Genomic DNA, 24,405 nt, shown 5'->3' on the forward strand with positions numbered 1-24,405 from the left:
GCGAATACGTCGACTAACTCAGCGACACGTCAAGCCGCCGGGCCGATCTCGACACGCCGGGCTTCCTTCGCGTCAGCCCCGCCCGTGATCGTTTCCGGCTTTTTGAGAATGATGTGGTCTTCCGCCACGCCTGCTGCCTTCAGCGCATCGCGCACGGCCTGGGCCCGATGCTTCGCCAGTTCGGCGTTCGCGTCGGCCGAGCCCGTCTTGTCGGTGAAGCCCGACAGCGCGAGCTTCGCGTCCGGATGCGCCTTCGCATAGTCGGCCGCGGCGGCGATCGCCGCCTTCGCGTCGGCCGGCAGCACGCTCTTGCCCGTCTCGAAGTAGATCGTCGACAGCGCGGCCGATGCCGCTGCCGCCGGCTGCTCGGTGCCCGACGCGGCTTGCGCCGATGCCGAAGCCGCTTCTGCCGGTGCCGCGCCCGCGGTGTCTTCCGGCATCTTGCCGTTGCGTGCGTCAGCCACTTGCTTCGGCTGCAGCAGGTCGTTCTTGTGGTTGCCCCACGAGTTGCGTTCGTACGTGACGACCGAAGCGATGTCGAGGTCCGACAGCGATGCCCACGACGGCATCGCGCCCTTGCCGTGCAGCACGCGCTCGACGTGGGCCGCGATCGGGCCGTTCACGATCGGGCTGCCGTCCATCGCCGGGAACGCGCCGAGGCCCTTGCCGTTCACCTGGTGGCAGGCCGCGCAGTTCGCCTTGTAGACTTCCTCGCCGTGCGCGACGAGTTCGGCCATCGTGTAGACCTTGTTCGGATCGACCGCCGCGCTGGCGAGCTTCGCCTTCTGCGCGGTGACCCACTTCGCGTAGTCGTCTTCCGACAGCACTTCGACGACGACCGGCATGTACGCGTGTTCCTTGCCGCACAGCTCGGTACAGAAACCGCGGAACGTGCCGACCTTGTCGGCCTTGAACCACGTGTCGCGCACGAAGCCGGGGATCGCATCCTGCTTCACGCCGAACGCGGGCACGTACCACGAGTGGACGACGTCGTTCGCGGTCGTGATGATGCGGATCTTCTTGTTGACCGGCACGACGAGCGGATTGTCGACTTCCTGCAGATAGGTGTCGGTGATCGGCTTCTTGCCCATCACTTCGTCGCGCGGGGTGGTCAGCGTCGACAGGAAGCCGATGCCCTCGCCCGGGCCCTTCACGTAGTCGTAGCCCCACTTCCACTGGTAGCCGGTGACCTTGATCGTGAGATCGGCGTTCGTCGTGTCCTTCATCGCGACGACGGCCTTCGTCGCCGGCAGCGCCATCAGCACGACGATGACGAACGGCACGATCGTCCAGATGATCTCGACGGTCGTGCTTTCATGGAAATTGGCGGCCTTGTGGCCCTTGGATTTGCGGTGCGCGAAGATCGAATAGAACATCACGCCGAACACGCCGACGAAGATCACCGTACAGAGGATCAGCATCATCGTGTGGAGATCGTAGAGCTCCTCGGCGATTTTCGTGACCGGCGGCTGAAAGTTGATCTCGTTGACACGGGGGCCGCCCGGGCTATCACCGACCGCCAGGGCCGCACCGGCAAAGAGCAATCCGCTGCATGCCAGCACGCCCGCGAGGGCTCGCTTGATTGTTTTCATAGCATCCTTACCCAAAATTTCCATTCAAACCCTCCCCCGTCGCAAGCCGCCGGCCCGTTCCGGCCGATGGCTGCGCCTCGTCAGCCGCAGCGCCTGAGCGACACGCGCAGTTCGTCGGCGAACTGCGCACGCTTGTACTGCGCGAGATGCTGCCCGATTACGACGGTCTGCCCGCGCGACACCAGCCGAATCGGATCGCGTGGCGTCGCACCCGGCTCGACCCGCACCCAGCGCGGGTTGAATTCGATCTGCGTGAGCCGCTCCGCATCCATCCGCTCGATCACGAGCCGGTGCGGAAACAGCCTGATGCGCTCGTAATCGACCGCATGGCGAGCATAGATCGCAAATGCGACACCCACCGCCAGCAACTCGATGCCGGTAAAGGGCATGACGAGCCAGGCCCCTCTCCACATCAGCAACGCCGCGATCGCCAGCGAGAAGCCCGCGAGCGACGCGTAAAACAGCACGAACTGGCGTGGCGACACCGAACAGTTGCGTTTCATGAGCCAATCTTCGAGGATCGGTTCGCTGTCCGCCGTCTCCGCCAAAACCCTCGCTGCTTCCATCGCCGCCTCACGCGAATGGCATGCGATGCATGCCTGCATCGGACTCGTCGCCCCGTATTGCGGGGACCCCGGGACGACAAGCTGACGCATTATAGGCGGGTTCAATGGCATCCACAAGCAAGCGCCTATCGCCCGCCAAGCCAAGCGCGACAAGCTTTTCGGCCGTTTTAGCCGCCAATTCGACCCCGCTTTGCGCCGCTAATTTCAGACATAACAAAACCCCTCTTTACCGCTTTACCGATTCTTCGGACGCCCCCTGCCGATGTCCTCGATGCGCACGATCCCGTGCCCTTCCGCGGTCGTGCGCGGCACGGCCTTCCATGCGTGGCCGTAGATCACCTCGAAGGTCAGCGCAATCGTGCCGTCCTCGCGCCGGCGCGCGTCCAGCGCGTCGCCGAGCGCCGCGCGAAAGCGCCGCATCGCGTGCCGCGGCGCCGTGCGCTCGAACGGATAGGCGCCCCAACGGCGCACGTCGGCCAGCAGGGAATCGGCGGATTTGTAGGTGACGGTCAGCACTTCCTGGTCCATCACGGGAATCTCGAAGCCGCTCTCGACGAGCATGTCGCCGAGGTCGTGCATGTCGACGAAATCGATCACGCGCGCGGCGGGCGGCGCGATGCCGAGCGCCGCTTCGGCGTCCGCGCAGGCCGCGCGCAGCTCGCGCAGCGTGTCGGGGCCGAGCGTGCTGAACATCAGGAGCCCGTTCACGCGCAGCACGCGCTGCCATTCGGGGAAGACGGTATCGGGACGCGAATGCCAGTGGAGCGCGAGATTCGACCAGATCAGGTCGAACGCGCCGCCCGGGAACGGCAGCGCGGCGAAGTCGGCCTGCGCGACGCGCGGGCCGCGCTGGCCCAGCGCCCGACCGAGCGACGCCGGCAGCCAGCGGCGCCAGGTGGTCTGCTCGACTTCGCGCCGACCGGCCCGCGCGAGCATCGCGCCGGACAGGTCCACGCCGAACACCGGCGCTTCCGGAAAGCGCGCGCGCAGCGCCGGGAGATCGTCGCCCGGGCCGCAGCCCGCATCCAGCACGGCCGCGGGGCTCACCTTGATGTATTCGAGGCGCTCGTTCATCCGCTGCGCGATCTCGCGCGGCAGGAACGCAACCGCATCGAACGTGGCGGCACGGCGGTCGAAGATCCGCCGCAGGCGCCTGGCGTCATTGGCCGGACGGCCGGTTGAAGTCGAAGCTGGGGACATGTCGGGCACACTGGCGAAGAGCCCGAAGTATACTCGCTCGCCTCGCAAGCTTCATTGAGGCGGCATGCCAGGAGTGTTGCGATGGTCCGCGGTTCCGCCGAACGCTCGGTTCGCGTCGTTTTGTCGCACGCCAGAACATGGGGCGCGCGCGTTGCCGCGGTCGCGTTGCCGAACCGGTGCGCGCTATGCGGCAATTTGTCACACGCCGTGATTTGCGGCGCCTGCGATGCCGCGTACTGGAATGAAGCGCGGCTGCGCTGCGACGTCTGCGCGCTGCCGCTCGGCGTCGGGCACGTGCGATCGCCCGGCGGCCGTCGCCCCGGCGCCGGCCGCGCGGCCGCGTACCGGTGCGACGCGTGCCGCACCGCGCCGCCGCCGTTCGACGCGACGCTCGCGCTCGCCGATTACCGCGCGCCGCTCGACGGGCTCGCGCGCGGCCTGAAGTTTCATGCGCGGCTCGCGCTCGGCGGCGAATTCGCGGCCCGGCTCGCACGGCTGGTCGACGATACGCGCGATGCGCGCGGCTTCGACCTCGTCGCGCCCGTGCCGCTGTCGCACCGGCGGCTCGTCGCGCGCGGCTACAACCAGGCGTGGGCGATCGCGCGTCCGCTCGCGCGCAGGCTCGGCGTGCAAGCGGACGCGGCCTTGCTCGCGCGCGTCGCCGACACCGCGCCGCAGTCGCGGCTCGACCGGCGCGCACGACGCGACAACGTGATGGCGGCTTTCGCGGTGGCAGGCGGCGTCGCCGGTCGCCACATCGCGCTCGTCGACGACGTGATGACGTCCGGCGCGACGCTCGCGGCGGCCGCGCAGGCGCTGAAGGCGGCGGGCGCCGCGCGCGTGACGAATCTGGTTGCGCTGCGCACCGCCAGGGATTAATTAGATAAAGAAGCCGGCCGCCCGCGTGCGGCCGTCACGAACCGGCCGGCCGGATGCACGCGCGCGCTGCGCCACTCCGGCCGCCCCAGCCCAACCGAAACATGTTCAACGTCGTTCTCGTCGCCCCCGAAATTCCGCCGAACACCGGCAACGTGATCCGCCTGTGCGCGAACACCGGCGCGCACCTGCACCTGATCGAGCCGCTCGGCTTTCCGCTCGACGACGCGCGGATGCGCCGCGCCGGCCTCGACTATCACGAGTATGCGCAGATGCGCGTGCATCGCGACTGGGACGCGTTCGTCGCCGCCGAAGCACCCGAGCCTGCGCGGATGTTCGCGTTCACGACGCGCGGCTCGGGCCGCTTCCACGATCGTGCGTTCCTGCCCGGCGACTGGTTCGTGTTCGGCTCCGAAACGCGCGGCCTGCCCGCCGAGCTGCTCGAACGCTTTCCGAACGAACAGCGCGTGCGCCTGCCGATGCGGCCGGACAACCGCAGCCTGAACCTGTCGAACACGGTCGCGGTGGTCGTGTTCGAGGCCTGGCGTCAGGCCGGCTTCGAAGGCGGCGCCTGACGCGCGACGCACGCAGCCCGGGCGCCGAACGCGTCAGGTTCGCACGAGGCGCGCGCGGTACAGGTCGTAGATGTCGGGGGAAAAGCACGCGAATACCACGCGGGCGAGGTTCGGCGCCTGCGCGAGCATCTCGATGACGGTGCCGACCGCGATATCGACGGCGGCTTCGGCCGGATAGCGGTAGACGCCGCAACTGATCGCCGGAAACGCGATCGACGTCGCGGCAACCTCTTCGGCCAGCTCGATCGCGCGCCGATAGCACGATGCGAGCAGTTCGGCCTCGCCGCGCGCGCCGCCATACCATACCGGCCCGACCGCGTGGATCACGTAGCGCGCGGGCAACCCGTGGCCGCGCGTGAGCTTCGCGTCGCCGGTGTCGCAGCCGCCGAGCGTGCGGCACTCGGCGAGCAGGCCGGGGCCGGCCGCGCGGTGAATCGCGCCGTCGACGCCGCCCCCGCCGAGCAGCGAGCCGTTCGCGGCGTTGACGATCGCATCGACGTCGAGCGTCGTGATGTCGACGACCTGCGCATCGAGCGTGGTGGAATGGATCTGCAGCATGACGACCTCGCGGAACGCCGGAGACACTTCAAGCGTAGTCCGCTTTGGCGCCGCGTGCCCGGCGCACCCGTGCCGGGCGATCCCGCCGGGCCTACTCGGCGCGCGCGTCGCGGCGCAGCAGACCGCTGACCGCGTCGCGCGGCGCGATGCCGTCGAACAGCACGCCGCACACCGCTTCCGTGATCGGCATTTCGATCGCCTGCGCGCGCGCGAGCGCCAGCACGGCCTGCGCGCAGCGCACGCCTTCGGCCACGTGGCCGAGCGCGCCGAGGATGTCGTTCAGCGTGCGGCCGGCCGCCAGTTGCAGGCCGACCGTGCGGTTGCGCGACAGGTCGCCCGTCGCGGTGAGGATCAGGTCGCCGAGGCCGGTGAGGCCCGTGAAGGTTTCCGCGCGGCCGCCGAGCGCCACGCCGAGCCGCGACATTTCGGCGAGGCCGCGCGTGATCAGCGCGGCGCGCGCGTTCAGCCCGAGGCCGAGGCCGTCGGAAATGCCGGTCGCGATCGCCAGCACGTTCTTCACCGCGCCGCCGACCTCGACGCCGACCACGTCGTCGCCCGTATAGATCCGCATCGCGCCGTGATGGAACGCGGCGAGCGTGCGCTCGCGGCATTCGGCCGACGTGCTCGCCACCGTCAGCGCGACGGGCAGCGACTGTCCGACCTCGCGCGCGAAGCTCGGGCCGGACAGCACGCCGTTGCTCCGCTGTTCGGGCAGCTCGGCCGCGATCACCTGATGCGGCAGCAGATGCGTGTCGGCCTCGAAGCCCTTGCAGACCCAGACGATGTGCGCGGGCACGCAGCCTGCGTCGCGCATCGCGCGACACAGCGTGCGCAGCCCGGCCACCGGCGCGGCGATCACGCACAGCGCGTCGTCCGCGGCGCCATGCGCGAGCGCGGCGCCGAGATCGGCGTCGTAGCGCAGCGCATCGGGCAGCGCGATGCCGTCCAGATAGCGGGAGTTTTCGTGCCGGGCCTGCAGCCCGGCGATGAGCGCGGCATCGCGCGCCCACAAGAGCGTATCGTGCCGCGCGGCCAGATGGCCCGCGAGCGCGGTGCCCCAGGCACCGGCGCCGAGAACGGCTACTTTCATACCCAGCACCGGTCCGAGCGAAACGTCAGTTCAGCGTCGTGCCGTTCGGCGCGCCATTCGGCGCGCCGTTCGGTGCACCTGCCGCACCGGCCTGCTGCTGAAGCTGCGCGAGACGCTGCTCGTACAGCGCCTGGAAGTTGATTTCCGCCAGGTGGATCGGCGGGAAGCCCGCACGCGTGATCGCGTCGGCGATGTTCGAGCGCAGGTACGGGAACAGGATCGTCGGGCACGCGATGCCGACGAGCGGGTCGAGCTGTTCGTCCGGAATGTTGCGAATGTCGAAAATGCCGGCCTGCTTCGCTTCGATCAGGAACGCGACCTTGTCCTTCACCTTCGCGGTGACGGTACCCGACACGACGACTTCGAACACGCTTTCCGCGAGGCGGTCGGCCTTGACGTCGACTTCGACTTCAACCGACGGCATGTCCTGCTCGAGGAAGATCGCCGGCGAATTCGGCTGCTCGAGCGACATATCCTTCAGGTAGACGCGCTGGATGTTGAAGAACGGTTGGTTTTCGACGTCGGACATGGTGTTTCCCTAAAAGTGGTGACGGGGCGGCCCGGCTGTTCGCCGGCCGCCACGGATGAATCCTGCGCGCCCAAGCCGCGGCGCGGCCGGCGGCCATTCTGCCCTAATCAGGCCGCTTGCAGAAGCGGCACGAGGCCGCCTTCGCGGTCGAGCTTCGACAGATCGTCGTAACCGCCGACGTGCGTGTCGCCGATATAGATCTGCGGCACCGTGCGGCGCCCCGTGCGCGTCATCATTTCCTCGCGGCGGGCCGGATCGCGATCGATCAGCACCTTTTCGATCTGCTCGACGCCGCGCAGCTTCAGCAGGCGCTCGGCCTGCATGCAATACGGACACACCTGCGTGCTGTACATCAAAACCTTGTTCACTTCGCCACTCCTTGTTTGACGACCGGCATCCCGGCCTGCTGCCAGGCGGCCACGCCGCCTTCGAGCACGTGCACCTCGGCGTACCCCGCCGCCTCGACCTCGCGCGCCGCCTTCTGCGACTGCTGGCCGTTCTGGCAGACGAGCAGCACCGGGGTGCTCTTGTTCTTCGCGACCTGCGCAATTTTCGCGCCGATCTCGCCCGGCGCGACCTGACGCGCCGACGGCAGATGGCCGGCGGCGAAATCGGCGGCGGCGCGCAGGTCGATCACGACCGCGTTGCGACGGTTGATGAGCTGCGTCGCCTCCGCGGCAGACAGGCCGCCGCGACCGCGGCGCAGTGCGGGCCATGCGAGCAGGCCGCCGGAAACCACCAGGATCGCGATAAGGGCCAGGTTGGTGTAATTGGTAAAGAACGTCACGGAATTCCGCCGGAAGAAGAGAAATCGGATGAGGACAATCCCGCCATTATAAAATAACCGCCTTGCGCGATGGCGGGCCCGGTCCGGGCGCCGCGCGACGCGCCCCGCTTCCCTTCACTACCGACCGCAAGATCCATGTACAAACTCGTTCTCATCCGCCACGGCGAATCGACGTGGAACAAGGAAAACCGCTTCACCGGCTGGGTCGACGTCGACCTGACCGAACAGGGTCGCAACGAGGCCTACCAGGCCGGCGAGTTGCTCAAGGAGGCCGGCTACACGTTCGACATCGCGTACACGTCGGTGCTCAAGCGCGCGATCCGCACGCTGTGGCACGTGCAGGACAAGATGGATCTGATGTACCTGCCGGTCGTCCACTCGTGGCGCCTGAACGAGCGCCACTACGGCGCGCTGTCGGGCCTGAACAAGGCGGAAACGGCTGCGAAGTTCGGCGACGAGCAGGTGCTCGTGTGGCGCCGCAGCTACGACACGCCGCCGCCCGCGCTCGAGCCGACCGACGAGCGCGCGCCGTTCGGCGACCCGCGCTATGCGAAGGTGCCGCGCGAGCAGTTGCCGCTCACCGAGTGCCTGAAGGACACGGTCGCGCGCGTGCTGCCGCTGTGGAACGAGTCGATCGCGCCAGCGGTGCGCGCCGGCAAGCAGGTGCTGATCGCGGCGCACGGCAACTCGCTGCGCGCGCTGATCAAGTACCTCGACGGCATCTCGGACAGCGACATCGTCGGCTTGAACATCCCGAACGGCGTGCCGCTCGTCTATGAACTCGACGAGAACCTGAAGCCGATCAAGCACTATTACCTCGGCGACCAGGAAGCGATCGCGCAGGCGCAGGCCGCCGTCGCGAAGCAGGGCAAGGCGGGCTGACGCCCGGCGCGGCGTGCCGGGCCCGGCCTCGAACGCCGGGCCGCACGTCGCGCGAACCTTCGCGGCCCTGCTGCGGTCGAATCCGCTTTCGAACCCCGCAGCGCGCCCGGCGGTGCCTCGCCGGGCCTTCTGCGGCCTTGTCGACGCTTTTCGCGCCGTTCCACTGAGTTATCGGACGAACAGTTATACTTGTCCGCTACATCCCCGCTACCGCCACGCGCTTCCCGACCGCACCAGATCTCTATGCGAATGAATTTGAAGAACATCGGCCTGATTGCCGCGGGCCTTGCCACGGGCGTGTTCGCCACGCTGCAGGTTTCCGCATCGGCCGAGCAGACCGCCACGGCGCCGCTTCCCCTCGACCAGCTCCGCCTGTTCGCGGAAGTATTCGGGCAGATCAAGCGCGAGTACGTCGAACCGGTCGACGACAAGAAGCTGCTGACGGCCGCGATCAAGGGCATGGTGTCGAGCCTCGATCCGCACTCGTCGTTCCTCGACAAGACCGACTATGACGAGCTACAGGAGCAGACGAAGGGCCGCTTCGCGGGCCTCGGCATCGAGATCTCGCAGGAAGACGGCCTCGTCAAGGTGATCTCGCCGATCGAGGATACCCCGGCGTTCCGCGCCGGTATCCGTCCGGGCGACCTGATCACGCGCATCAACGACAAGCCGGTGCGCGGCATGACGCTCGACAAGGCCGTGAAGCAGATGCGCGGCGAGCCGGGCACCAAGGTCACGCTGACGATCTTCCGCAAGAGCGACGACCGCACGTTCCCGGTCACGGTCACGCGCGCGATCATCAAGGTCCAGAGCGTGAAGATGAAGATGCTCGATCCGGGCTACGCGTATGTCCGCATCACGAGCTTCCAGGAGCGCACGACGCCGGATCTCGCGCAGAAGCTGCAGGACATCGCGCGCCAGCAACCGAATCTGAAGGGCCTCATCCTCGACTTGCGCAACAACGGCGGCGGCCTGCTGCAGAGCGCGGTCGGCGTGGCCGGCGCGTTCCTGCCGCCCGACTCGGTCGTCGTGTCGACCAACGGCCAGATCCCCGATTCGAAGCAGGTCTACCGCGATACGTACGACAACTATCGCCTGCCGTCCTTCGACGGCGATCCGCTGAAGAACCTGCCGCCGATCTTCAAGACCGTGCCGATGATCGTGCTGACGAACGCGTATTCGGCGTCCGCGTCGGAAATCGTCGCCGGTGCGCTGCAGGATTCGAAGCGCGCGCAGATCATGGGCAAGACGACGTTCGGCAAGGGTTCGGTGCAGACGGTCCGCCCGATGACGGCCGACACCGCGCTGCGCCTGACTACCGCGTACTACTACACGCCGAGCGGCCGTTCGATCCAGAACAAGGGCATCACGCCGGACGTGCCGGTCGATCAGTACGCGGACGGCGATCCGGACGACGTGCTCGTGACGCGCGAGGTCGACTACACGAACCACCTCGCGAACACGCAGGATCCGAACGAGAAGAAGGAGCAGGAAGAGCGCGAGCAGCGCCGGCTGGACCAGTTGCGCATTCTCGAAGAGCAGAACGACAAGAAGACGCCGGAGCAGCGCCAGAAGGATCGCGATCGCAAGCCGATCGAGTTCGGCAGCGCCGACGACTTCATGATGCAGCAGGCGCTCAACAAGCTCGAAGGCAAGCCGGTCCAGGAATCGAAGTCGCTGCTCGCCGAGAGCACGACGAAGAGCCCGGCCGGCAAGGCCGCCGCGGCCGCGAAGGCATCGGGCGCAAGCGCCGCGAAGCCGGCTTCCGCACCGAAGCCCGCCTCCGCGCCGAAGTAAGCGCCGGCCGGCATCCGACGGGCCATCGCGGGAAGACCGCGATGGCCCGTTTTTCATGCGCGCCTAAAATAACGAACGTCCGCCCGCCTCGCTCACGAGCCCCCATGAACGACGATCAACTCCTTCGCTACTCCCGCCACATCCTCGTCGACGAAATCGGCATCGACGCGCAGCAGCGCTTTCTCGACGCGCATGCGATCGTCGTCGGCGCGGGCGGCCTCGGCTCGCCGGCCGCGATGTATCTCGCGGCATCGGGGGTCGGCACGCTCACGCTCGTCGACGCCGATACGGTCGACCTCACGAACCTGCAGCGGCAGATCCTGCACGTGACGGCATCGGTCGGCCGCAGCAAGGTCGAATCGGGGCGCGACACGCTCGCGCAACTGAACCCGGAGGTGACGGTGAACGCGGTCGCGGCGCGCGTCGACGATGCGTGGCTCGACGCGCACGTGCCGCATGCGAGCGTCGTGCTCGACTGCACCGACAACTTCGCGACGCGGCACGCGATCAACCGCGCATGCGTCGCGCACGGCGTGCCGCTCGTGTCGGGTGCCGCGCTTCGCTTCGACGGCCAGATCAGCACGTTCGACTTCCGCGACGCGGCCGCGCCCTGCTATGCGTGCGTGTTTCCGGAAGACCAGCCGTTCGAGGAAGTCGCATGCGCGACGATGGGCGTGTTCGCGCCGACCGTCGGGATCATCGGCGCGATGCAGGCGGCCGAGGCGCTGCGCGTGATCGGCGGCATCGGCAAGACGCTGAACGGGCGGCTGATGATGCTCGATTCGCTGCGGATGGAATGGACGACGATGAAAATCGCGCGCCAGGCCGACTGCCCGGTGTGCAGGGGCCGGCACTGACGCGCGACGGGCATGCGCCGGGCCGCGCATGCGTGACGTTTCGCGATGGTTAGCGGCGGCAAGAACGCCTAGGCAGCCGCATCCGCCCGCGGCTCGGCGATCGACAGCCGCTGCAGCGCCGCCTGCACTTCTTCCGGCTCGAACGCGGCCAGCACGTCGGCCGTCGGCTTTTCGAGCGCCTTCAGGTGCGCGCGCAGGATCTCCTGCTTCACGACGAGCAACTGGCTCGGATGCATCGAGAACTCGGTGAGCCCCATCCCGAGCAACAGGCGCGTGAGCGCCGGGTCGCCCGCCATCTCCCCGCATACCGACACCGACACGCCCGCGCGCTTCGCTTCGCGCAACGTGTACGCGATCAGGTGCAGCACGGCCGGATGCAGCGGGTCGTACAGATGCGCGACCGCGTTGTCGGCGCGATCGATCGCGAGCGTGTACTGGATCAGGTCGTTCGTGCCGATCGACAGGAAATCGAAGCGCTTCAGGAACAGCGGCAGCGCGATCGCCGCGGCCGGGATCTCGATCATCGCGCCGAGGCGCACGTTCGGATCGTACGCGAGCCCCGCGTCGTCGAGCTGGCGCTTCGCCTCGCGGATCAGGTCGAGCGTCTGGTCGATCTCCTGTGCGTGCGCGAGCATCGGGATCAGGATCTTCACCTGGCCGAACGCGGACGCGCGCAGGATCGCGCGCAACTGCGTGAGGAACATCTGCGGCTCGGACAGGCTCCAGCGGATCGCGCGCAGGCCGAGCGCCGGGTTCGGCGCCGTTTCGTAGCCTTCGTCGAGCGCGTCGAGCGGCTTGTCCGCGCCGACGTCGATCGTGCGGATCGTCACCGGCATGCCCTTCATCCACTCGACGGCGCGCTTGTACGCGGCGAACTGCTCCTCCTCTTCCGGCATCTCCTTCTGATGCATGAACAGGAACTCGGAGCGGAACAGGCCGACGCCGACCGCGCCGGCCTCGACGGCCGCCTTCGCGTCGTCGGGCAGCTCGATGTTCGCGTACAGGTCGATCTTCGTGCCGCACAGCGTTTGCGTCGGCGAGAACTTCAGGCGCTGCAGCTTGCGCTGCTCCAGCACCTTCTCGGACTGGCGGTACGAATATTCCTCGAGGACGATCGGCGCGGGATCGACGATCACGATGCCCTGATCGCCGTCGACGATGATCAGGTCGTCCTGGCGGATCAGCGCGCTCGCATGCTGCACGCCGACCGCGGCCGGAATGCCGAGGCTGCGCGCGACGATCGCCGTGTGCGACGTGCGGCCGCCGAGATCGGTGACGAACGCCTGGAACGACTGCGTCTTGAACTGCATCATGTCGGCCGGCGCGATGTCGTGCGCGACGACGATCATCTCGTTCGTGCCGTTCGCGGCCGCGCCGTCGAGCGCCTGCGACGCGGACGGCGCACCGGCGAGCGCCTTCAGCACGCGCTCGACCACCTGCTCGATGTCGGCCTTGCGCTCGCGCAGGTATTCGTCCTCGATGTCGTCGAAATGGCGCGTGAGCAGTTCGAGTTGCTCGGTCAGCGCCCATTCGACGTTGTAGCGGCGCGTGCGGATCAGGTCGATGGTTTCCTGCACGAGCATCTCGTCGCTCAGGATCATCGTGTGGACGTCGATGAATGCGCCGACTTCGCTCGGGGTGTCGTCGGTCAGGTCGGCGCGCAGCGCTTCGAGCTCGCGCCGCACGACGTCGCGCGCCGTGCGGAATCGCTCCACTTCGGCGTCGGTCTGGTTGGCCTCGATCAGGTAATGGGCGACGTCGAGCGCCGCCGGCGCGATCAGATAGGCTCGCCCGATCGCGATACCTCGTGAGACGGGAATGCCATGCAGCGTGAAGGACACGCGCACCTCCTCTGTACAAGTAAAGCCGCGGCACACTGCTGCGATGCGCTTATGACCCCGGTTAGCGATTATAAATTCCGCGACTCCCTGCTGACTGCATGCAGCGCAGCATTGCGCATTCCGCATCAATGCTTCCGACGAAAAAAATGCCGCGACATCCGCGGCATTCTGACTGGAAACGGCAATGATTCCGCGTCGCGCTCACTGGCCTTCGCCGAACTTGTCGGCGATCAGCTTCAGCAGCGCATCCATCGCTTCCCGCTCGTCGGGCCCTTCGGTCTCGATCGTCACGGTGCTGCCGATGCCGGCCGCCAGCATCATCACGCCCATGATGCTCTTCGCATTGATCTTGCGCCCGTTGCGTGTCATCCAGACTTCCGACTGGAAGTTGCCGGCCAGTTGCGTAAGCTTGGCCGATGCGCGCGCATGGAGCCCCAATTTATTGACGATGGTGGTTTCTTGTTGAAGCATGATTCTCGGTCGGGTCGGTCGGGACCGCCGGCGGCGCGCGCCGGCGGGTCGGGCTAAAACGGAAAACGGCGGCTCAGTGCGATTCGGTGCGCGGCTGCGGTTCGGGCGGAATTGGCGCGCACTGGCCGCAGCCGGTTTCCGACGGGGGCGGCGGCGTGCCGGACGACACCTCGTGGACGCCCTTCGCGCCGCCGGACAGCGCCTTGTCGACCAGCTTGTCGAGCGGCACGGTGCGGTAGCAGACGGCCCGCACGAGCATCGGCAGGTTCACGCCCGCGAGCACGCGCACGTTGTCGAGCTTCGCGAGCTGGCCCGCGATGTTCGCGGGCGTCGCGCCGTACATGTCGGTCAGCACGACCACGCCGTTGTCTTCCCGGAGCCGCGCGAGTTCCGCGTGCGCAAACGCCATCACCTGGGCCGGATCGCTGTCCGCCATCACGTCGATGCAGCCGATGCGGGCGGGCACGCCGCCGTAGATGTGCGCGATGCAGTCCCGCAGCGCGGTGGCGAGCGGCGCGTGCGCGATGATCAGAATCCCGGCCATGTCAGATCGCTCCCGGCCGCCCCTGGCGGGCCGATACCCCGCGGCGGGGCAATGAGCGTAGCGAGTATGGGGAACGTTTCATGTTCAGCCTTGCAACAGTGTCGGCCCGACCGCCGGGCCTTCGGTGCGCCGATCGCGGCACCGGGCAAGCGGGCATTGTAGCAGGCCGGTCAAGCGGCTCCGGCGACGGGGGGCCTGCGCGGCCGCCGCCGGGGTGGCGCGGAAGGCGGCCTACGCGGCCGCACGCTCCAGCGCGTCGATGAACATCGCGGCGACGTCGAAGCCCGTCTGCTCCATGATCTCGCGGAAGCACGTCGGGCTCGTGACGTTCACCTCGGTCAGCCAGTCGCCGATCGCGTCGAGGCCGACCAGCAGCAGCCCGCGCGACGCGAGCACGGGCCCGAGCGTTGCGGCGATCTCGCGGTCGCGGGCCGTCAGCGGCTGCGCGACGCCGAGCCCGCCCGCGGCGAGATTGCCGCGCACCTCGCTGCCCTGCGGAATCCGCGCGAGCGAATACGGCACCGGCTCGCCGCCGATCAGCAGGATGCGCTTGTCGCCGGCCTTGATCTCGGGGATGAACTTCTGCGCCATCACCGAGCGCGTGCCGTCGTGGCTCAGCATCTCGACGATCGAACCGAGGTTCATGCCGTCCGGCTTCACGCGGAACACGCCCATCCCGCCCATTCCGTCGAGCGGCTTCAGGATCACGTCGCCGTGCTCGGCGTGGAACGCGCGCAGCCGCTTCGCGTCGCGCGTGACGAGCGTCGGCGCGACGAACTGCGGGAACTCGCCGATCGCGAGCTTCTCCGAATGATCGCGGATCGACTGCGCCTTGTTGAACACGCGTGCGCCGGCACGCTCGGCCAGCTCGAGCAGCCACGTCGACGTCACGTACTCCATGTCGAACGGCGGATCCTTGCGCATCAGCACCGCGCCGAACGATTCGAGACGGCGCGCATCGACCGCGCCCGCGTCGAACCAGGTGTCGCGATGCAGGTCGTCCAGTTCGCCGACGAACGCGATGCGCCGCACGTCGGCCTCGACGGCCGAGCCCGTCCACGCGAGGTGGCGCGGTTCGCACGCGTACACCGCATGCCCGCGCCGGGCGGCCTCCGCCATCATCGCGTAGGTCGAATCCTTGTAGATCTTGAAATGCTCGAGCGGGTCGGCGATAAAAAGAATGTCCATGCGGGTCCTGTACGTAGCGAAGTCCGTTACACCTGGATGGCTTCGGGGTCGGTCTTTTCCAGTTCGATCGACGACGCGATCAGCGACAGCCGCGCGACGACGCCGTACATGTAGAAACGGTTCGGCGGCGCGGCGCCCGGCTTCGCGCCGGCATCCGGCAGCGCGGTGTGCTCGAAGCCGAGCGGCACGTAGTGCATGCCGGGCGCGTTCAGGTTCTGGTCGCGCTCGCGGCCGCCGTGCGTGCGGTAGAAGCCACCGACCACGTAGCGGTCGATCATGTACACGACCGGCTCGGCCACCTCGTCGCCGACGCGCTCGAACGTGTAGACGCCTTCCTGCACGATCACGTCGCGCACCGCGAGGCCGGCCTTCGATTCGGCCATCTGCGCGCGCTCGGCCTTCGTCATGCGGCCGATCTCGGCCGCGTCGTGCACGGTCATCACGCCGCGGCCCGCGGTGCCCGCGTCGGCCTTCACGACGACGTACGGCTTCTCGCTGATCCCGTATTCGCGGTACTTGCGCGCGATTTTCTTCAGCACGCCGTCGATCGCGTCGGCGAGCGCCTGCTCGCCTTCATGCGCCTGCCAGTCGACGCCTTCCACGTGCGCGAAATACGGATTCACCATCCACGGATCGACGCCGACCATCTTCGCGAACTTCTTCGCGACGTCGTCGTAGCATGCGAAGTGCGTCGACTTGCGGCGCACGGCCCAGCCCGCGTGCAGCGGCGGCAGCAGGTACTGTTCGTGCAGGTTTTCCAGCACGGCCGGGATGCCGGCCGACAGGTCGTTGTTCAGCAGGATCGAGCACGGATCGAAATTCTTCAGGCCGAGGCGGCGCTGCGAACGCTCGAGCGGTTCGAGCACGATCTTCTGGCCGTCGGCCAGCGTGATCGGCGTCATGTCGGTGATGCTGGGATCGAGCGAGCCGAAACGCACGTTCAGGCCGGCCTGGCGCATGATCGTCGCGAGGCGCGCGACGTTTTCCAGGTAGAACGCGTTGCGGGTCGGCAGCTCGGGAATCACGAGCAGATTCTTCGCGTCCGGGCAGATCTTCTCGATCGCGGCCATCGCGGCCTGCACGGCGAGCGGCAGCACCTCGGACGGCAGATTGTTGAAGGCGCCGGGAAACAGGTTCGCGTCGACGGGCGCCAGCTTGAAGCCGGCATTGCGCAGGTCCACCGAACAATAGAACGGCGGGGTGTGTTCCTGCCATTCGAGCCTGAACCAGCGTTCGATCGCAGGCGTCGCGTCGAGGATCTTCTGCTCGAGTTCGAGCAGCGGACCGTTCAACGCGGTAACGAGGTGGGGAACCATGAATCACTCGCGAGCGGGAGAATGAAGATTGTAGAGCAATTGCCTTGCCCATTTGGGGATTGTTCCCGGCTTCACAAGGATATGGAGGAAGTTTTCGGCTATTGACCCGATAGAGTGAAGGGTTATCCGCTACGACAGCACGCGTCAGGAGAAAAAAAGCCCGCCGGGTAGGCGGGCCGAAGTCGCTGCGCTCATTCGGGGGCGGGCGCCGTCGTCGCGGCGGCCCGCCGTGGTTCGTGTGACTTATTCCACGTGCTCGCCGTGCAGCACCACGTCGAGGCCTTCGCGCTCTTCCTCTTCGGACACGCGCAAGCCGATCGTCAGATCGATCAACTTCAGCAGCACGAAGCTCAGCACGCCGCTGTACACGAGCGTGATCAGCACGCCCTTCGCCTGCAGCAGCAGGCTGCCGTCCATGCCGCCGATGTCCTTGACCGCGAATACGCCGGTCAGCAGTGCGCCGAGAATCCCGCCCACGCCGTGCACGCCGAACGCGTCGAGCGAATCGTCGTAGCCGAGCTTCGACTTGAGCCAGGTCGCCGACCAGAAGCACACGACGCCCGCCGCGATACCGATCACGAGCGCGCCCGCCACGCCGACGAAGCCGGCCGCCGGCGTGATCGCCACCAGACCCGCGACCGCGCCCGACACGATGCCGAGCACCGACGGCTTGCCCTTCGCGATCCATTCGGCAAACATCCAGCCGAGCGCCGCGCAGGCCGTCGCGACCTGCGTCGTCAGCATCGCGAAGCCGGCACGGCCGTCGGCCGCGACCGCGGAACCCGCGTTGAAGCCGAACCAGCCGACCCACAGCATCGACGCGCCGATCATCGTCAGCACGAGGTTGTGCGGCGCCATCGATTCGCGCCCGTAGCCGACGCGCTTGCCGAGCACCAGGCACGACATCAGGCCCGCGATACCGGCGTTGATGTGCACGACGGTGCCGCCCGCGAAGTCGAGCACGCCGTCCGCCGACAGCCAGCCGGTCGGCTCCCACACCATGTGCGCGATCGGCACATAGACGATCAGCGACCAGAGCGTCATGAACACGAGCATCGCCGAGAACTTCATGCGATCGGCGAACGCGCCGCAGATCAGCGCCGGCGTGATGATCGCGAACGTCATCTGGTAGACGAAGTAGACCGATTCCGGAATCGTCGACGCGAGATGGCTGACCGTCAGCGTCGTCGCCTTGTCGCCCTTGATGTAGTTCATCCCGTGCAGGAACACGCGCGACAGGCCGCCGATGAAGCCGTTGCCCGGCGTGAACGCGAGGCTGTAGCCGACCACCGTCCACAGCACCGTGATCAGCGCGGTGATCGCGAAGCTTTGCATCACGGTCGCGAGCACGTTCTTCTTGCGGACCATGCCCGCGTAGAACAGCGCGAGGCCGGGGATCGTCATGAACAGCACGAGCGCGGTGGACGTGAGCATCCACGCGGTGTCGCCCGCGCTGATCTTCGACGAATCGACCGAGAACGGCGCGGTGGGCGCCGCCGGGGCGGCCGGCGCGGATGCGGCGGCCGATGCGTCGGCCGCGCCCGAAGCGGGTGCGGCAGCGGCGGCGGATGCGTCGGCGGCCGGCGTCGAAGCGGGTGCGGCGGCAGCCGATGCGTCGGAAGTGGCGGCGGCCGGCGCGGAAGCAGCCGCGGCGGAACCAGCCGCGGCGGACGCCGCGTCGTCGGCGAGCGCGGAGCCAACGCCGGCCGCGATCAGCGAGCCGGCCATCAGCAGGGACATCAGAAGTTTGCGCATCTTGGGTTTCCTCTTGTCGCTTGTCTTGTCTGTTCTGTTACAGCGCGTCCGCGCCTGTCTCCCCGGTGCGAATCCGGATCACTTGTTCGATCGGCGTGACGAAGATCTTGCCGTCGCCGATCTTGCCCGTGCGTGCGGCCCGCTCGATCGCTTCCACCGCCTGGTCGACGAGATCGTCGGACACGGCCGCCTCGATCTTCATCTTCGGCAGGAAATCGACCACGTATTCGGCGCCGCGGTACAGCTCGGTGTGCCCCTTCTGGCGCCCGAACCCTTTGACCTCCGTCACCGTGATGCCCGAGACGCCGAGCGCCGACAGCGCTTCGCGCGTCTCATCGAGCTTGAACGGCTTGATGATTGCGGTAATGAGTTTCATGAAGTCCTCTCGCTGGGTTGTCCCGTCGGATGAGTTGGAATGTTGTGACGGACTCTTCTCAGCAACTCGCATGCCATGTTGGTCCGAGCACCGTCTCGAAGGGCTGCGGAAGGGGGTCGCATCCCGCGACGTAAGGCGCGAAAGCCCGGCCGAATGGCCAACATGGCCCGGTTTGCTGGCGCGGCGAAAGGATCGTTGCTAGAGTGCACGCACGTCCCGGATCGCCGGGCCATTCACCCATGCGGGCGCCATGCCCGGAATTCGCGCCCCGCGCGCACCATTTCCGGTCATGCGTGCATCATGGGCACGTATGCAACTGAAGATGCACATTTTTTGTGCAAGGAAGGGGAATCACATGAAGCAACCCAGCGACGTTTTCAACGATCTGCAATCGCGCGTCAGCGATTTGCTGAAAAACTCGCCGGCCAAGGACGTCGAGCGCAACGTGAAGGCCATGCTGTCGCAAGGCTTCTCGAAGCTCGATCTCGTCACGCGCGAGGAATTCGATACGCAGGCACAGGTGCTCGCCCGCACCCGCGTGCGCCTCGAGGAGCTCGAAAAGCGCGTCGCGGAACTCGAGCAGAAGCTCGCCGCCCCGCAGGCCTGACGCCCCACCGGCCGCAAGGTCCGGGTGCGGGCCGCCTCGTGCGGCCCGCGCCCGCCACCCCGAAGCCGTTTCGCCACGCTTCGTCGTCCGTCGCTCTTCGCAGCCCCTCTTCGTAGTCCATCGCTCTTCGCAGTCCATCGCTCTTCGTAGTCCCGCGCTCTTCGTCGTCCCGCGCTCTTCGCAGTCCATCGCTCTTCGCAGCACCTCGTTCTTTCCCCGCGCCACGCCGGCAAGCGCGCACCCGATTCCTCCGAGTCCCGCGGCATGCGGCCCCGAACGGCCGTCGTCCGCCTGTTTACAGGAGCCTCGCCATGTCGCTCGCCGTGGTGCGCAGTCGCGCGCCCGCCTCCGGCCGCGCGCCGGACGTCACCGTCGAAGTCCATCTCGCCAACGGGTTGCCGTCGTTCTCGATCGTCGGGCTGCCCGATCTCGAAGTCCGCGAAAGCCGCGAGCGCGTGCGCGCCGCGCTGCAGAACTGCGGGTTCGAATTCCCGGTGCGCCGCATCACCGTCAATCTCGCGCCGGCCGACCTGCCGAAGGAGTCGGGCCGCTTCGACCTGCCGATCGCGCTCGGCATTCTCGCCGCGAACGGCCAGATCCCGGCCGACGCGCTGGCCGGCCGCGAATTCGCGGGCGAGCTGTCGCTGACGGGCGCGCTGCGGCCGATGCGCGGCGCGTTCGCGATGGCGTGCGGCGCCGCGCGGGACCGGCGTGCGGAGGAATCCGGCGCGGGCCTGGCCGGCGGCCCGGGCATGGATCCCGGCGCCCCGCGCGATTCGGCCGCGACAGCGCGTCCGCCCGAGCTGTACCTGCCGCTCGACAGCGCTGCCGAGGCCGCACTCGTGCCGGGCGTGACCGTATTCGGTGCGCGCGACCTGCCTGCGCTGTGCGCGCACCTCGCCGATGCGCCGGACGGGCGGCTCGCGCCGGTCGCCGCGCCCTGTCTCGACGGCCTGCCGGCACCCGCCGCGCCCGATCTCGCGGACGTCATCGGCCAGCGCGGCGCGCGACGCGCGCTGGAAGTCGCCGCCGCGGGCGGCCATCACATGCTGATGGTCGGCCCGCCAGGGGCCGGCAAGTCGATGCTGGCGGCACGGCTGGCCGGCCTGCTGCCGCCGCTGACCGACGACGAGGCGCTGACCTCGGCCGCGCTGCTGTCCGCGAGCCGGCTCGGCTTCTCGCCCGCGCAGTGGCGCCGCCGGCCGTTTCGCGCGCCGCATCACTCGTCGAGCGCCGCCGCGCTGGTCGGCGGCCGCAATCCGCCGCAGCCGGGCGAAATCACGCTCGCGCACCTCGGCGTGCTGTTTCTCGACGAACTGCCGGAATTCGACCGGCACGTGCTGGAAATGCTGCGCGAGCCGCTCGAAGCCGGCCGCATCACGATCTCGCGCGCGGCCCAGCAGGCCGACTTCCCCGCCGCGTGCCAGCTGATCGCCGCGATGAACCCGTGCCCGTGCGGCTGGCACGGCGATCCGTCCGGGCGCTGCCGCTGCTCGCCGGACGCGGCCGCCCGCTATCTGCGCAAGCTGTCGGGGCCGCTGCTCGACCGCATCGACATCCAGATCGACCTGCCCGCGCTGTCGCCGGCCGAACTCGCGACCCGCGCGACGGCGCCCGGCGAGCCGAGCGCGGCGGTGGCGGCCCGGGTCGCGCAGGCGCGTGCGCTGCAGCTCGAGCGACAGGGGAAGACGAATCACATGCTGAGCGGCCGCGAAACCGACGACCTGTGCCGACCGACCGACGAAGGCGAGCGGCTGCTGCGCGAGGCCGGCGAGCGCTTCGGCTGGTCGGCGCGCGCGTATTTCCGCGTGCTGAAAGTCGCGCGGACGATCGCCGATCTGGCCGGCGACCCGCTGCCGACGGCCGCGCAGATCGCCGAGGCGATCCGCTACCGGCGCGCGTTGACGGCGCCGTGAGCGGCCCAGGAGGACAAAATCAGGCTGTCAAGACTTGACTTATACACAATTCCACGAATCCGGCCCCGGATCGCGGCTCGTCGCGGCCTTTGCCGGGCGGAATTCGTATCCCGTTGTTTCGATTGATTTTTCTCAAAAGGAGGATGGGCGACCAAACCGGCCGGAAGGCCGTCCCGCGCGGCTTCGCGGGAAATTCCCGCCACTTTTCAACAAAGTTATCCACATGCGCTGTGGATAGCCGAAAAACCCTCGCAAAATCCGGCGATTAGCGTCGAAAGCTGCGAATGAACTTTCAGTTGTCACGGCGTGTCCGAGCGCCCTCGCCAGCCGTCGTCAATCGAGTTTGAACGAACCGAAAAATTGATCGAGCTGCTCCTGCGCGAGCGGCCCGTCGGCGATCACGACGGCCTGGTACGCGTGCCGGCCGCGCGCGGCGAGCCGCGCGACGATCGTCTTGCGCGCGCGATCGCCGCCGGCGGCGGCGCCCGCGATGCGCAGCTCGAGCCCGTTCACGGCGCCGCCGGCCGCGAGCGGCACGGGCACCGCCGCCGTCTGCGGCGCGCCTTCGAGATTGCGCGACAGCCCCGCGCGCAGGAATTCGAGCGCCGCGCGGCGTGTGTCGTCGCGATCGTCGGGCAACGTCAGCGTGCCGACCGCGAATACCGCGCCGTCGACGTGCGCGGCCTGCATCCGCATCGGCATCGACGTACCGCCGAGCGCCACCGGCTGCTCCTCGACGGTCGGCTTCGCCGGCAGGTCGATCGTGTAGCCGGCGTCGTTGTGCAGCGTGCGCCAGTCGTACGACGGCGAGCACGCGGCGAGCGCGGCGCTCACGCAGGCCAGCGCGGCGAAGTGTCGCAGCGGGCGAAAAAGGGGGCGCAACGAATCGATGACTTCCTTCGGCATGGCGTGGATCGCGGCAGGCAAAACGACCATTATCCGTCGAACCGGAAAACCGGGATGCGTGCCGGCTGCCGGTGCGCGCCCCGCATTCGCGCTAAAATGAGCGCCGAATTTCGACGTCCTTTGCGTCGATCAGCGTCATCGACTCCGAGAGCACCAGATGAACACCACGCCTTCCACCCGCCGCAGTGCCGGCCCCGTCCGCTACCTCGCCGCGGCCGCCGTCGTCGCGGCGATCGCCGTCGCCGGCTTCTTCGCGTTCAACGGCAAGTCCAGCGTGCCGGACGCCACCTTCACGCTGCTGTCGGGCCAGAAGGTCTCGACCGCCGGCGACCTGAAGGGCAAGGTCTATCTCGTGAACTTCTGGGCGACGAGCTGCGCGACCTGCATGCAGGAAATGCCGCAGATGGTCGACACCTACAATCGCTTCAAGGGTCAGGGGCTGGAATTCGTCGCGGTCGCGATGAACTACGATCCGCCGATGTACGTCGCGAATTACGCGCAGACGCGCCAGTTGCCGTTCAAGGTCGCGCTCGACGACGGCAGCGTCGCGAAGCAGTTCGGCAACGTGCAACTCACGCCGACGACCTTCGTCGTCGACAAGGACGGCAAGATCCTGAAGCGCTACGTCGGCGCGCCGCAATTCGCGGAGCTCGACGCGCTGCTCAAGAAGGCGCTCGACGGCAACGCGGCCTGAGCGCCGCCCGAGCCGGCCGGAAGGCGCGCGCACCGCGCCGTTCCGGCACGCAACGGACCGCATGACCGGACACCCCGGTTCCGCGGTCCGTTTGCTTTTCAGCGCTCGGTTTCGCCTTTCGCCGACAGCCCGTAACGCTTCATCTTCTCGTACAGCGTCGCCTTGCCGACATGCAGCCGGTCGGCCGTTGCCGCGACCGCGCCGCCCGTCTGGTTCAGCGCCTGGGCGATCACCGCGCGCTCGAATTGCTCGATGCGCTCCTTCAGCGTCTGGTCGTTGTCGGCGTCGTCGGCGGCGCCCGTTTGCTGCGGCACGTCGGCCACGCCGAGCACGAAGCGGTCGGCGGCGTTGCGCAGCTCGCGCACGTTGCCCGGCCAGTCGCGCTGCATCAGGCTCGCGCGCTGCCGGTCGGTCAGCACCGGCGCGGGCCGGCCGTAGCGCACGGCCGCATCGAGCATGAAGTGTTCGAACAGCGGCACGATGTCCTCGCGGCGCTCGGCGAGCGGCGGCAACGCGATCGTCACGACGTTGAGCCGGTACAGCAGGTCGCGCCGGAACGTGCCGGCCGCGACGAGCTCGCTCATGTCGCCCTTCGCGGCGGCGACCACGCGGCAGTTCACGCGGATCGGCTGGTTCGAGCCGAGCCGCTCCAGCACGCCGTCCTGCAGCACGCGCAGCAGCTTCACCTGCAACGCGAGCGGCATGCTTTCGATTTCGTCGAGGAACAGCGTGCCGCCGGACGCGTATTCGAGCTTGCCGACGCGCCGCTTCGCGGCGCCGGTGAACGCGCCGGGCTCGTAGCCGAACATCTCCGACTCGAACATCGGCTCGGGCAGCGCGCCGCAGTTCACGGCGATGAACGGCTTGTCGCGGCGCGGCGACAACTCGTGCAGGCTGCGTGCGATCAGCTCCTTGCCGGCGCCCGTGTCGCCGTTGATCAGGACCGACGCGTCGGTCGGCGCGACGTTCGCGATCAGCTTGCGCACCTGCTCGATCGCGGGGCTGCGGCCGATGATGCGCGGCGCAACGACGTTCTGCCCGGCCAGCTCGCGCCGCAGCGCGTGGTTCTCGAGCACGAGCTCGCGGCGCTCGAGCGCGCGGCGCACCGTCTCGATCAGGCGCTCGGCCGCGAACGGCTTTTCGATGAAGTCGTAGGCGCCGTCGCGCATCGCCTGCACGGCCATCGAGATGTCGCCGTGACCGGTGACGAGGATCACCGGCACGTCGGGCACGCGCTCGCGGCACTGCGCGAGCACGTCGAGCCCGCTCGCGCCGGGCAGCCGGATGTCGCTGACGATCGCGCCGGCGGTATCCGCGACGATCGCCTTCTCGGCCGCTTCGGCCGACTCGAAGCCGGCGACGTCGAAGCCCGCCAGTTGAAGGCTCTGCACGCTCGCCCGGCGCACGAGCGCATCGTCTTCGATATAGATCACTTGCAGCCGGTTGGCCATCGTACTCACTCGCTCCTGACAAGCCGCGCGG

Annotated in this window: 25 protein-coding genes; 8 read left to right on the top strand and 17 right to left on the bottom strand. The window is 68.1% G+C overall.

Annotated elements, in window-relative coordinates:
• Positions 1-29: 29 nt before the first annotated feature.
• The 3 genes from coxB to WS54_RS27875 form a co-directional block, all read right to left on the bottom strand.
• Complete coding sequence (gene coxB / locus WS54_RS27865) at positions 30-1,616, bottom strand: cytochrome c oxidase subunit II (protein WP_059781430.1); 1,587 nt, start codon at positions 1,614-1,616, stop codon at positions 30-32.
• A gap of 56 nt (positions 1,617-1,672) precedes the next feature.
• The gene (locus WS54_RS27870) at positions 1,673-2,197 is read right to left on the bottom strand and encodes a DUF2244 domain-containing protein (RefSeq protein WP_052100358.1); all 525 of its coding nucleotides are present in this window, start codon (positions 2,195-2,197) and stop codon (positions 1,673-1,675) included.
• Positions 2,198-2,392: 195 nt separating this feature from the next.
• On the bottom strand, positions 2,393-3,358 hold the full coding sequence (locus WS54_RS27875) for a methyltransferase domain-containing protein (protein WP_034208455.1): 966 nt from the start codon (positions 3,356-3,358) through the stop codon (positions 2,393-2,395).
• A gap of 81 nt (positions 3,359-3,439) precedes the next feature.
• On the opposite strand from WS54_RS27875, the gene WS54_RS27880 reads away from it, so the two are divergent.
• Positions 3,440-4,237 carry a ComF family protein gene (locus WS54_RS27880; protein ID WP_059781428.1) on the top strand — a complete coding sequence of 266 codons (798 nt, stop codon included), beginning with the start codon at positions 3,440-3,442 and terminating at the stop codon, positions 4,235-4,237.
• A 101-nt stretch (positions 4,238-4,338) separates the two neighbouring features.
• Positions 4,339-4,809, top strand: a complete 471-nt coding sequence (gene trmL / locus WS54_RS27885; protein WP_034208457.1) for a tRNA (uridine(34)/cytosine(34)/5-carboxymethylaminomethyluridine(34)-2'-O)-methyltransferase TrmL — start codon at positions 4,339-4,341, stop codon at positions 4,807-4,809.
• Between the two features lie 33 nt (positions 4,810-4,842).
• Here the strand turns inward: trmL and WS54_RS27890 are convergent, their stop codons facing one another.
• The 5 genes from WS54_RS27890 to WS54_RS27910 all read right to left on the bottom strand — a co-directional run bounded on the left by WS54_RS27890 (position 4,843) and on the right by WS54_RS27910 (position 7,773).
• Positions 4,843-5,367 (bottom strand): O-acetyl-ADP-ribose deacetylase, encoded by a 525-nt coding sequence (locus WS54_RS27890; RefSeq protein ID WP_034208458.1) that lies wholly within the window; start codon positions 5,365-5,367, stop codon positions 4,843-4,845.
• Between the two features lie 91 nt (positions 5,368-5,458).
• Positions 5,459-6,457, bottom strand: coding sequence for an NAD(P)H-dependent glycerol-3-phosphate dehydrogenase (locus WS54_RS27895; RefSeq protein ID WP_059781426.1), 999 nt, complete (start codon positions 6,455-6,457; stop codon positions 5,459-5,461).
• Between the two features lie 25 nt (positions 6,458-6,482).
• Positions 6,483-6,986: a protein-export chaperone SecB gene (gene secB, locus WS54_RS27900; RefSeq protein ID WP_059781425.1), complete on the bottom strand. Its 504-nt coding sequence runs from the start codon at positions 6,984-6,986 to the stop codon at positions 6,483-6,485.
• A 107-nt stretch (positions 6,987-7,093) separates the two neighbouring features.
• Complete coding sequence (grxC, locus tag WS54_RS27905) at positions 7,094-7,354, bottom strand: glutaredoxin 3 (RefSeq protein WP_006477722.1); 261 nt, start codon at positions 7,352-7,354, stop codon at positions 7,094-7,096.
• Entirely contained in the window at positions 7,351-7,773 is a 423-nt protein-coding gene (locus tag WS54_RS27910) for a rhodanese-like domain-containing protein (protein ID WP_034208460.1), read from the bottom strand. The genes grxC and WS54_RS27910 overlap by 4 nt, the downstream gene beginning before the upstream one ends.
• Before the next feature lie 135 nt (positions 7,774-7,908).
• On the opposite strand from WS54_RS27910, the gene gpmA reads away from it, so the two are divergent.
• From gpmA to WS54_RS27925, 3 genes are all read left to right on the top strand, one after another.
• Positions 7,909-8,655 (top strand): 2,3-diphosphoglycerate-dependent phosphoglycerate mutase, encoded by a 747-nt coding sequence (gpmA, locus tag WS54_RS27915; protein WP_034208461.1) that lies wholly within the window; start codon positions 7,909-7,911, stop codon positions 8,653-8,655.
• Between the two features lie 243 nt (positions 8,656-8,898).
• Positions 8,899-10,452 (top strand): S41 family peptidase, encoded by a 1,554-nt coding sequence (locus tag WS54_RS27920; RefSeq protein ID WP_059781422.1) that lies wholly within the window; start codon positions 8,899-8,901, stop codon positions 10,450-10,452.
• A gap of 104 nt (positions 10,453-10,556) precedes the next feature.
• Complete coding sequence (locus WS54_RS27925; protein ID WP_059781419.1) at positions 10,557-11,309, top strand: HesA/MoeB/ThiF family protein; 753 nt, start codon at positions 10,557-10,559, stop codon at positions 11,307-11,309.
• 68 nt (positions 11,310-11,377) lie between these two features.
• On the opposite strand, the gene ptsP is transcribed toward WS54_RS27925, so the two are convergent.
• The 7 genes from ptsP to WS54_RS27960 form a co-directional block, all read right to left on the bottom strand.
• Complete coding sequence (gene ptsP, locus WS54_RS27930; RefSeq protein ID WP_034208770.1) at positions 11,378-13,150, bottom strand: phosphoenolpyruvate--protein phosphotransferase; 1,773 nt, start codon at positions 13,148-13,150, stop codon at positions 11,378-11,380.
• A gap of 201 nt (positions 13,151-13,351) precedes the next feature.
• Entirely contained in the window at positions 13,352-13,621 is a 270-nt protein-coding gene (locus tag WS54_RS27935; protein ID WP_006477716.1) for an HPr family phosphocarrier protein, read from the bottom strand.
• Between the two features lie 73 nt (positions 13,622-13,694).
• Positions 13,695-14,165, bottom strand: coding sequence for a PTS sugar transporter subunit IIA (locus WS54_RS27940; protein ID WP_059781418.1), 471 nt, complete (start codon positions 14,163-14,165; stop codon positions 13,695-13,697).
• Positions 14,166-14,396: 231 nt separating this feature from the next.
• Positions 14,397-15,353, bottom strand: a complete 957-nt coding sequence (gshB, locus tag WS54_RS27945; RefSeq protein ID WP_059781416.1) for a glutathione synthase — start codon at positions 15,351-15,353, stop codon at positions 14,397-14,399.
• Positions 15,354-15,379: 26 nt separating this feature from the next.
• Positions 15,380-16,669 carry a glutamate--cysteine ligase gene (gene gshA, locus WS54_RS27950; RefSeq protein WP_034208466.1) on the bottom strand — a complete coding sequence of 430 codons (1,290 nt, stop codon included), beginning with the start codon at positions 16,667-16,669 and terminating at the stop codon, positions 15,380-15,382.
• A gap of 243 nt (positions 16,670-16,912) precedes the next feature.
• Entirely contained in the window at positions 16,913-18,424 is a 1,512-nt protein-coding gene (locus WS54_RS27955; protein WP_059781415.1) for an ammonium transporter, read from the bottom strand.
• A 37-nt stretch (positions 18,425-18,461) separates the two neighbouring features.
• Complete coding sequence (locus tag WS54_RS27960; RefSeq protein WP_006398175.1) at positions 18,462-18,800, bottom strand: P-II family nitrogen regulator; 339 nt, start codon at positions 18,798-18,800, stop codon at positions 18,462-18,464.
• Positions 18,801-19,155: 355 nt separating this feature from the next.
• On the opposite strand from WS54_RS27960, the gene WS54_RS27965 reads away from it, so the two are divergent.
• Together WS54_RS27965 and WS54_RS27970 are read left to right on the top strand one after the other, a co-directional pair.
• Positions 19,156-19,407 carry an accessory factor UbiK family protein gene (locus WS54_RS27965; protein WP_006489451.1) on the top strand — a complete coding sequence of 84 codons (252 nt, stop codon included), beginning with the start codon at positions 19,156-19,158 and terminating at the stop codon, positions 19,405-19,407.
• Positions 19,408-19,718: 311 nt separating this feature from the next.
• Positions 19,719-21,323 (top strand): YifB family Mg chelatase-like AAA ATPase, encoded by a 1,605-nt coding sequence (locus tag WS54_RS27970; RefSeq protein WP_034208468.1) that lies wholly within the window; start codon positions 19,719-19,721, stop codon positions 21,321-21,323.
• A 333-nt stretch (positions 21,324-21,656) separates the two neighbouring features.
• Here the strand turns inward: WS54_RS27970 and WS54_RS27980 are convergent, their stop codons facing one another.
• A complete protein-coding gene (locus WS54_RS27980; protein ID WP_059781497.1) occupies positions 21,657-22,229 on the bottom strand; it encodes a hypothetical protein in 573 nt (190 codons plus the stop codon).
• A 157-nt stretch (positions 22,230-22,386) separates the two neighbouring features.
• Between WS54_RS27980 and WS54_RS27985 the strand changes: the two genes are divergently transcribed.
• Positions 22,387-22,923, top strand: a complete 537-nt coding sequence (locus WS54_RS27985) for a peroxiredoxin family protein (RefSeq protein WP_059781412.1) — start codon at positions 22,387-22,389, stop codon at positions 22,921-22,923.
• Between the two features lie 98 nt (positions 22,924-23,021).
• Here the strand turns inward: WS54_RS27985 and WS54_RS27990 are convergent, their stop codons facing one another.
• Positions 23,022-24,374, bottom strand: a complete 1,353-nt coding sequence (locus WS54_RS27990; RefSeq protein ID WP_034208470.1) for a sigma-54-dependent transcriptional regulator — start codon at positions 24,372-24,374, stop codon at positions 23,022-23,024.
• Positions 24,375-24,405: the final 31 nt, after the last annotated feature.

This window comes from Burkholderia sp. NRF60-BP8, assembly GCF_001522585.2.
Lineage (GTDB): Bacteria > Pseudomonadota > Gammaproteobacteria > Burkholderiales > Burkholderiaceae > Burkholderia.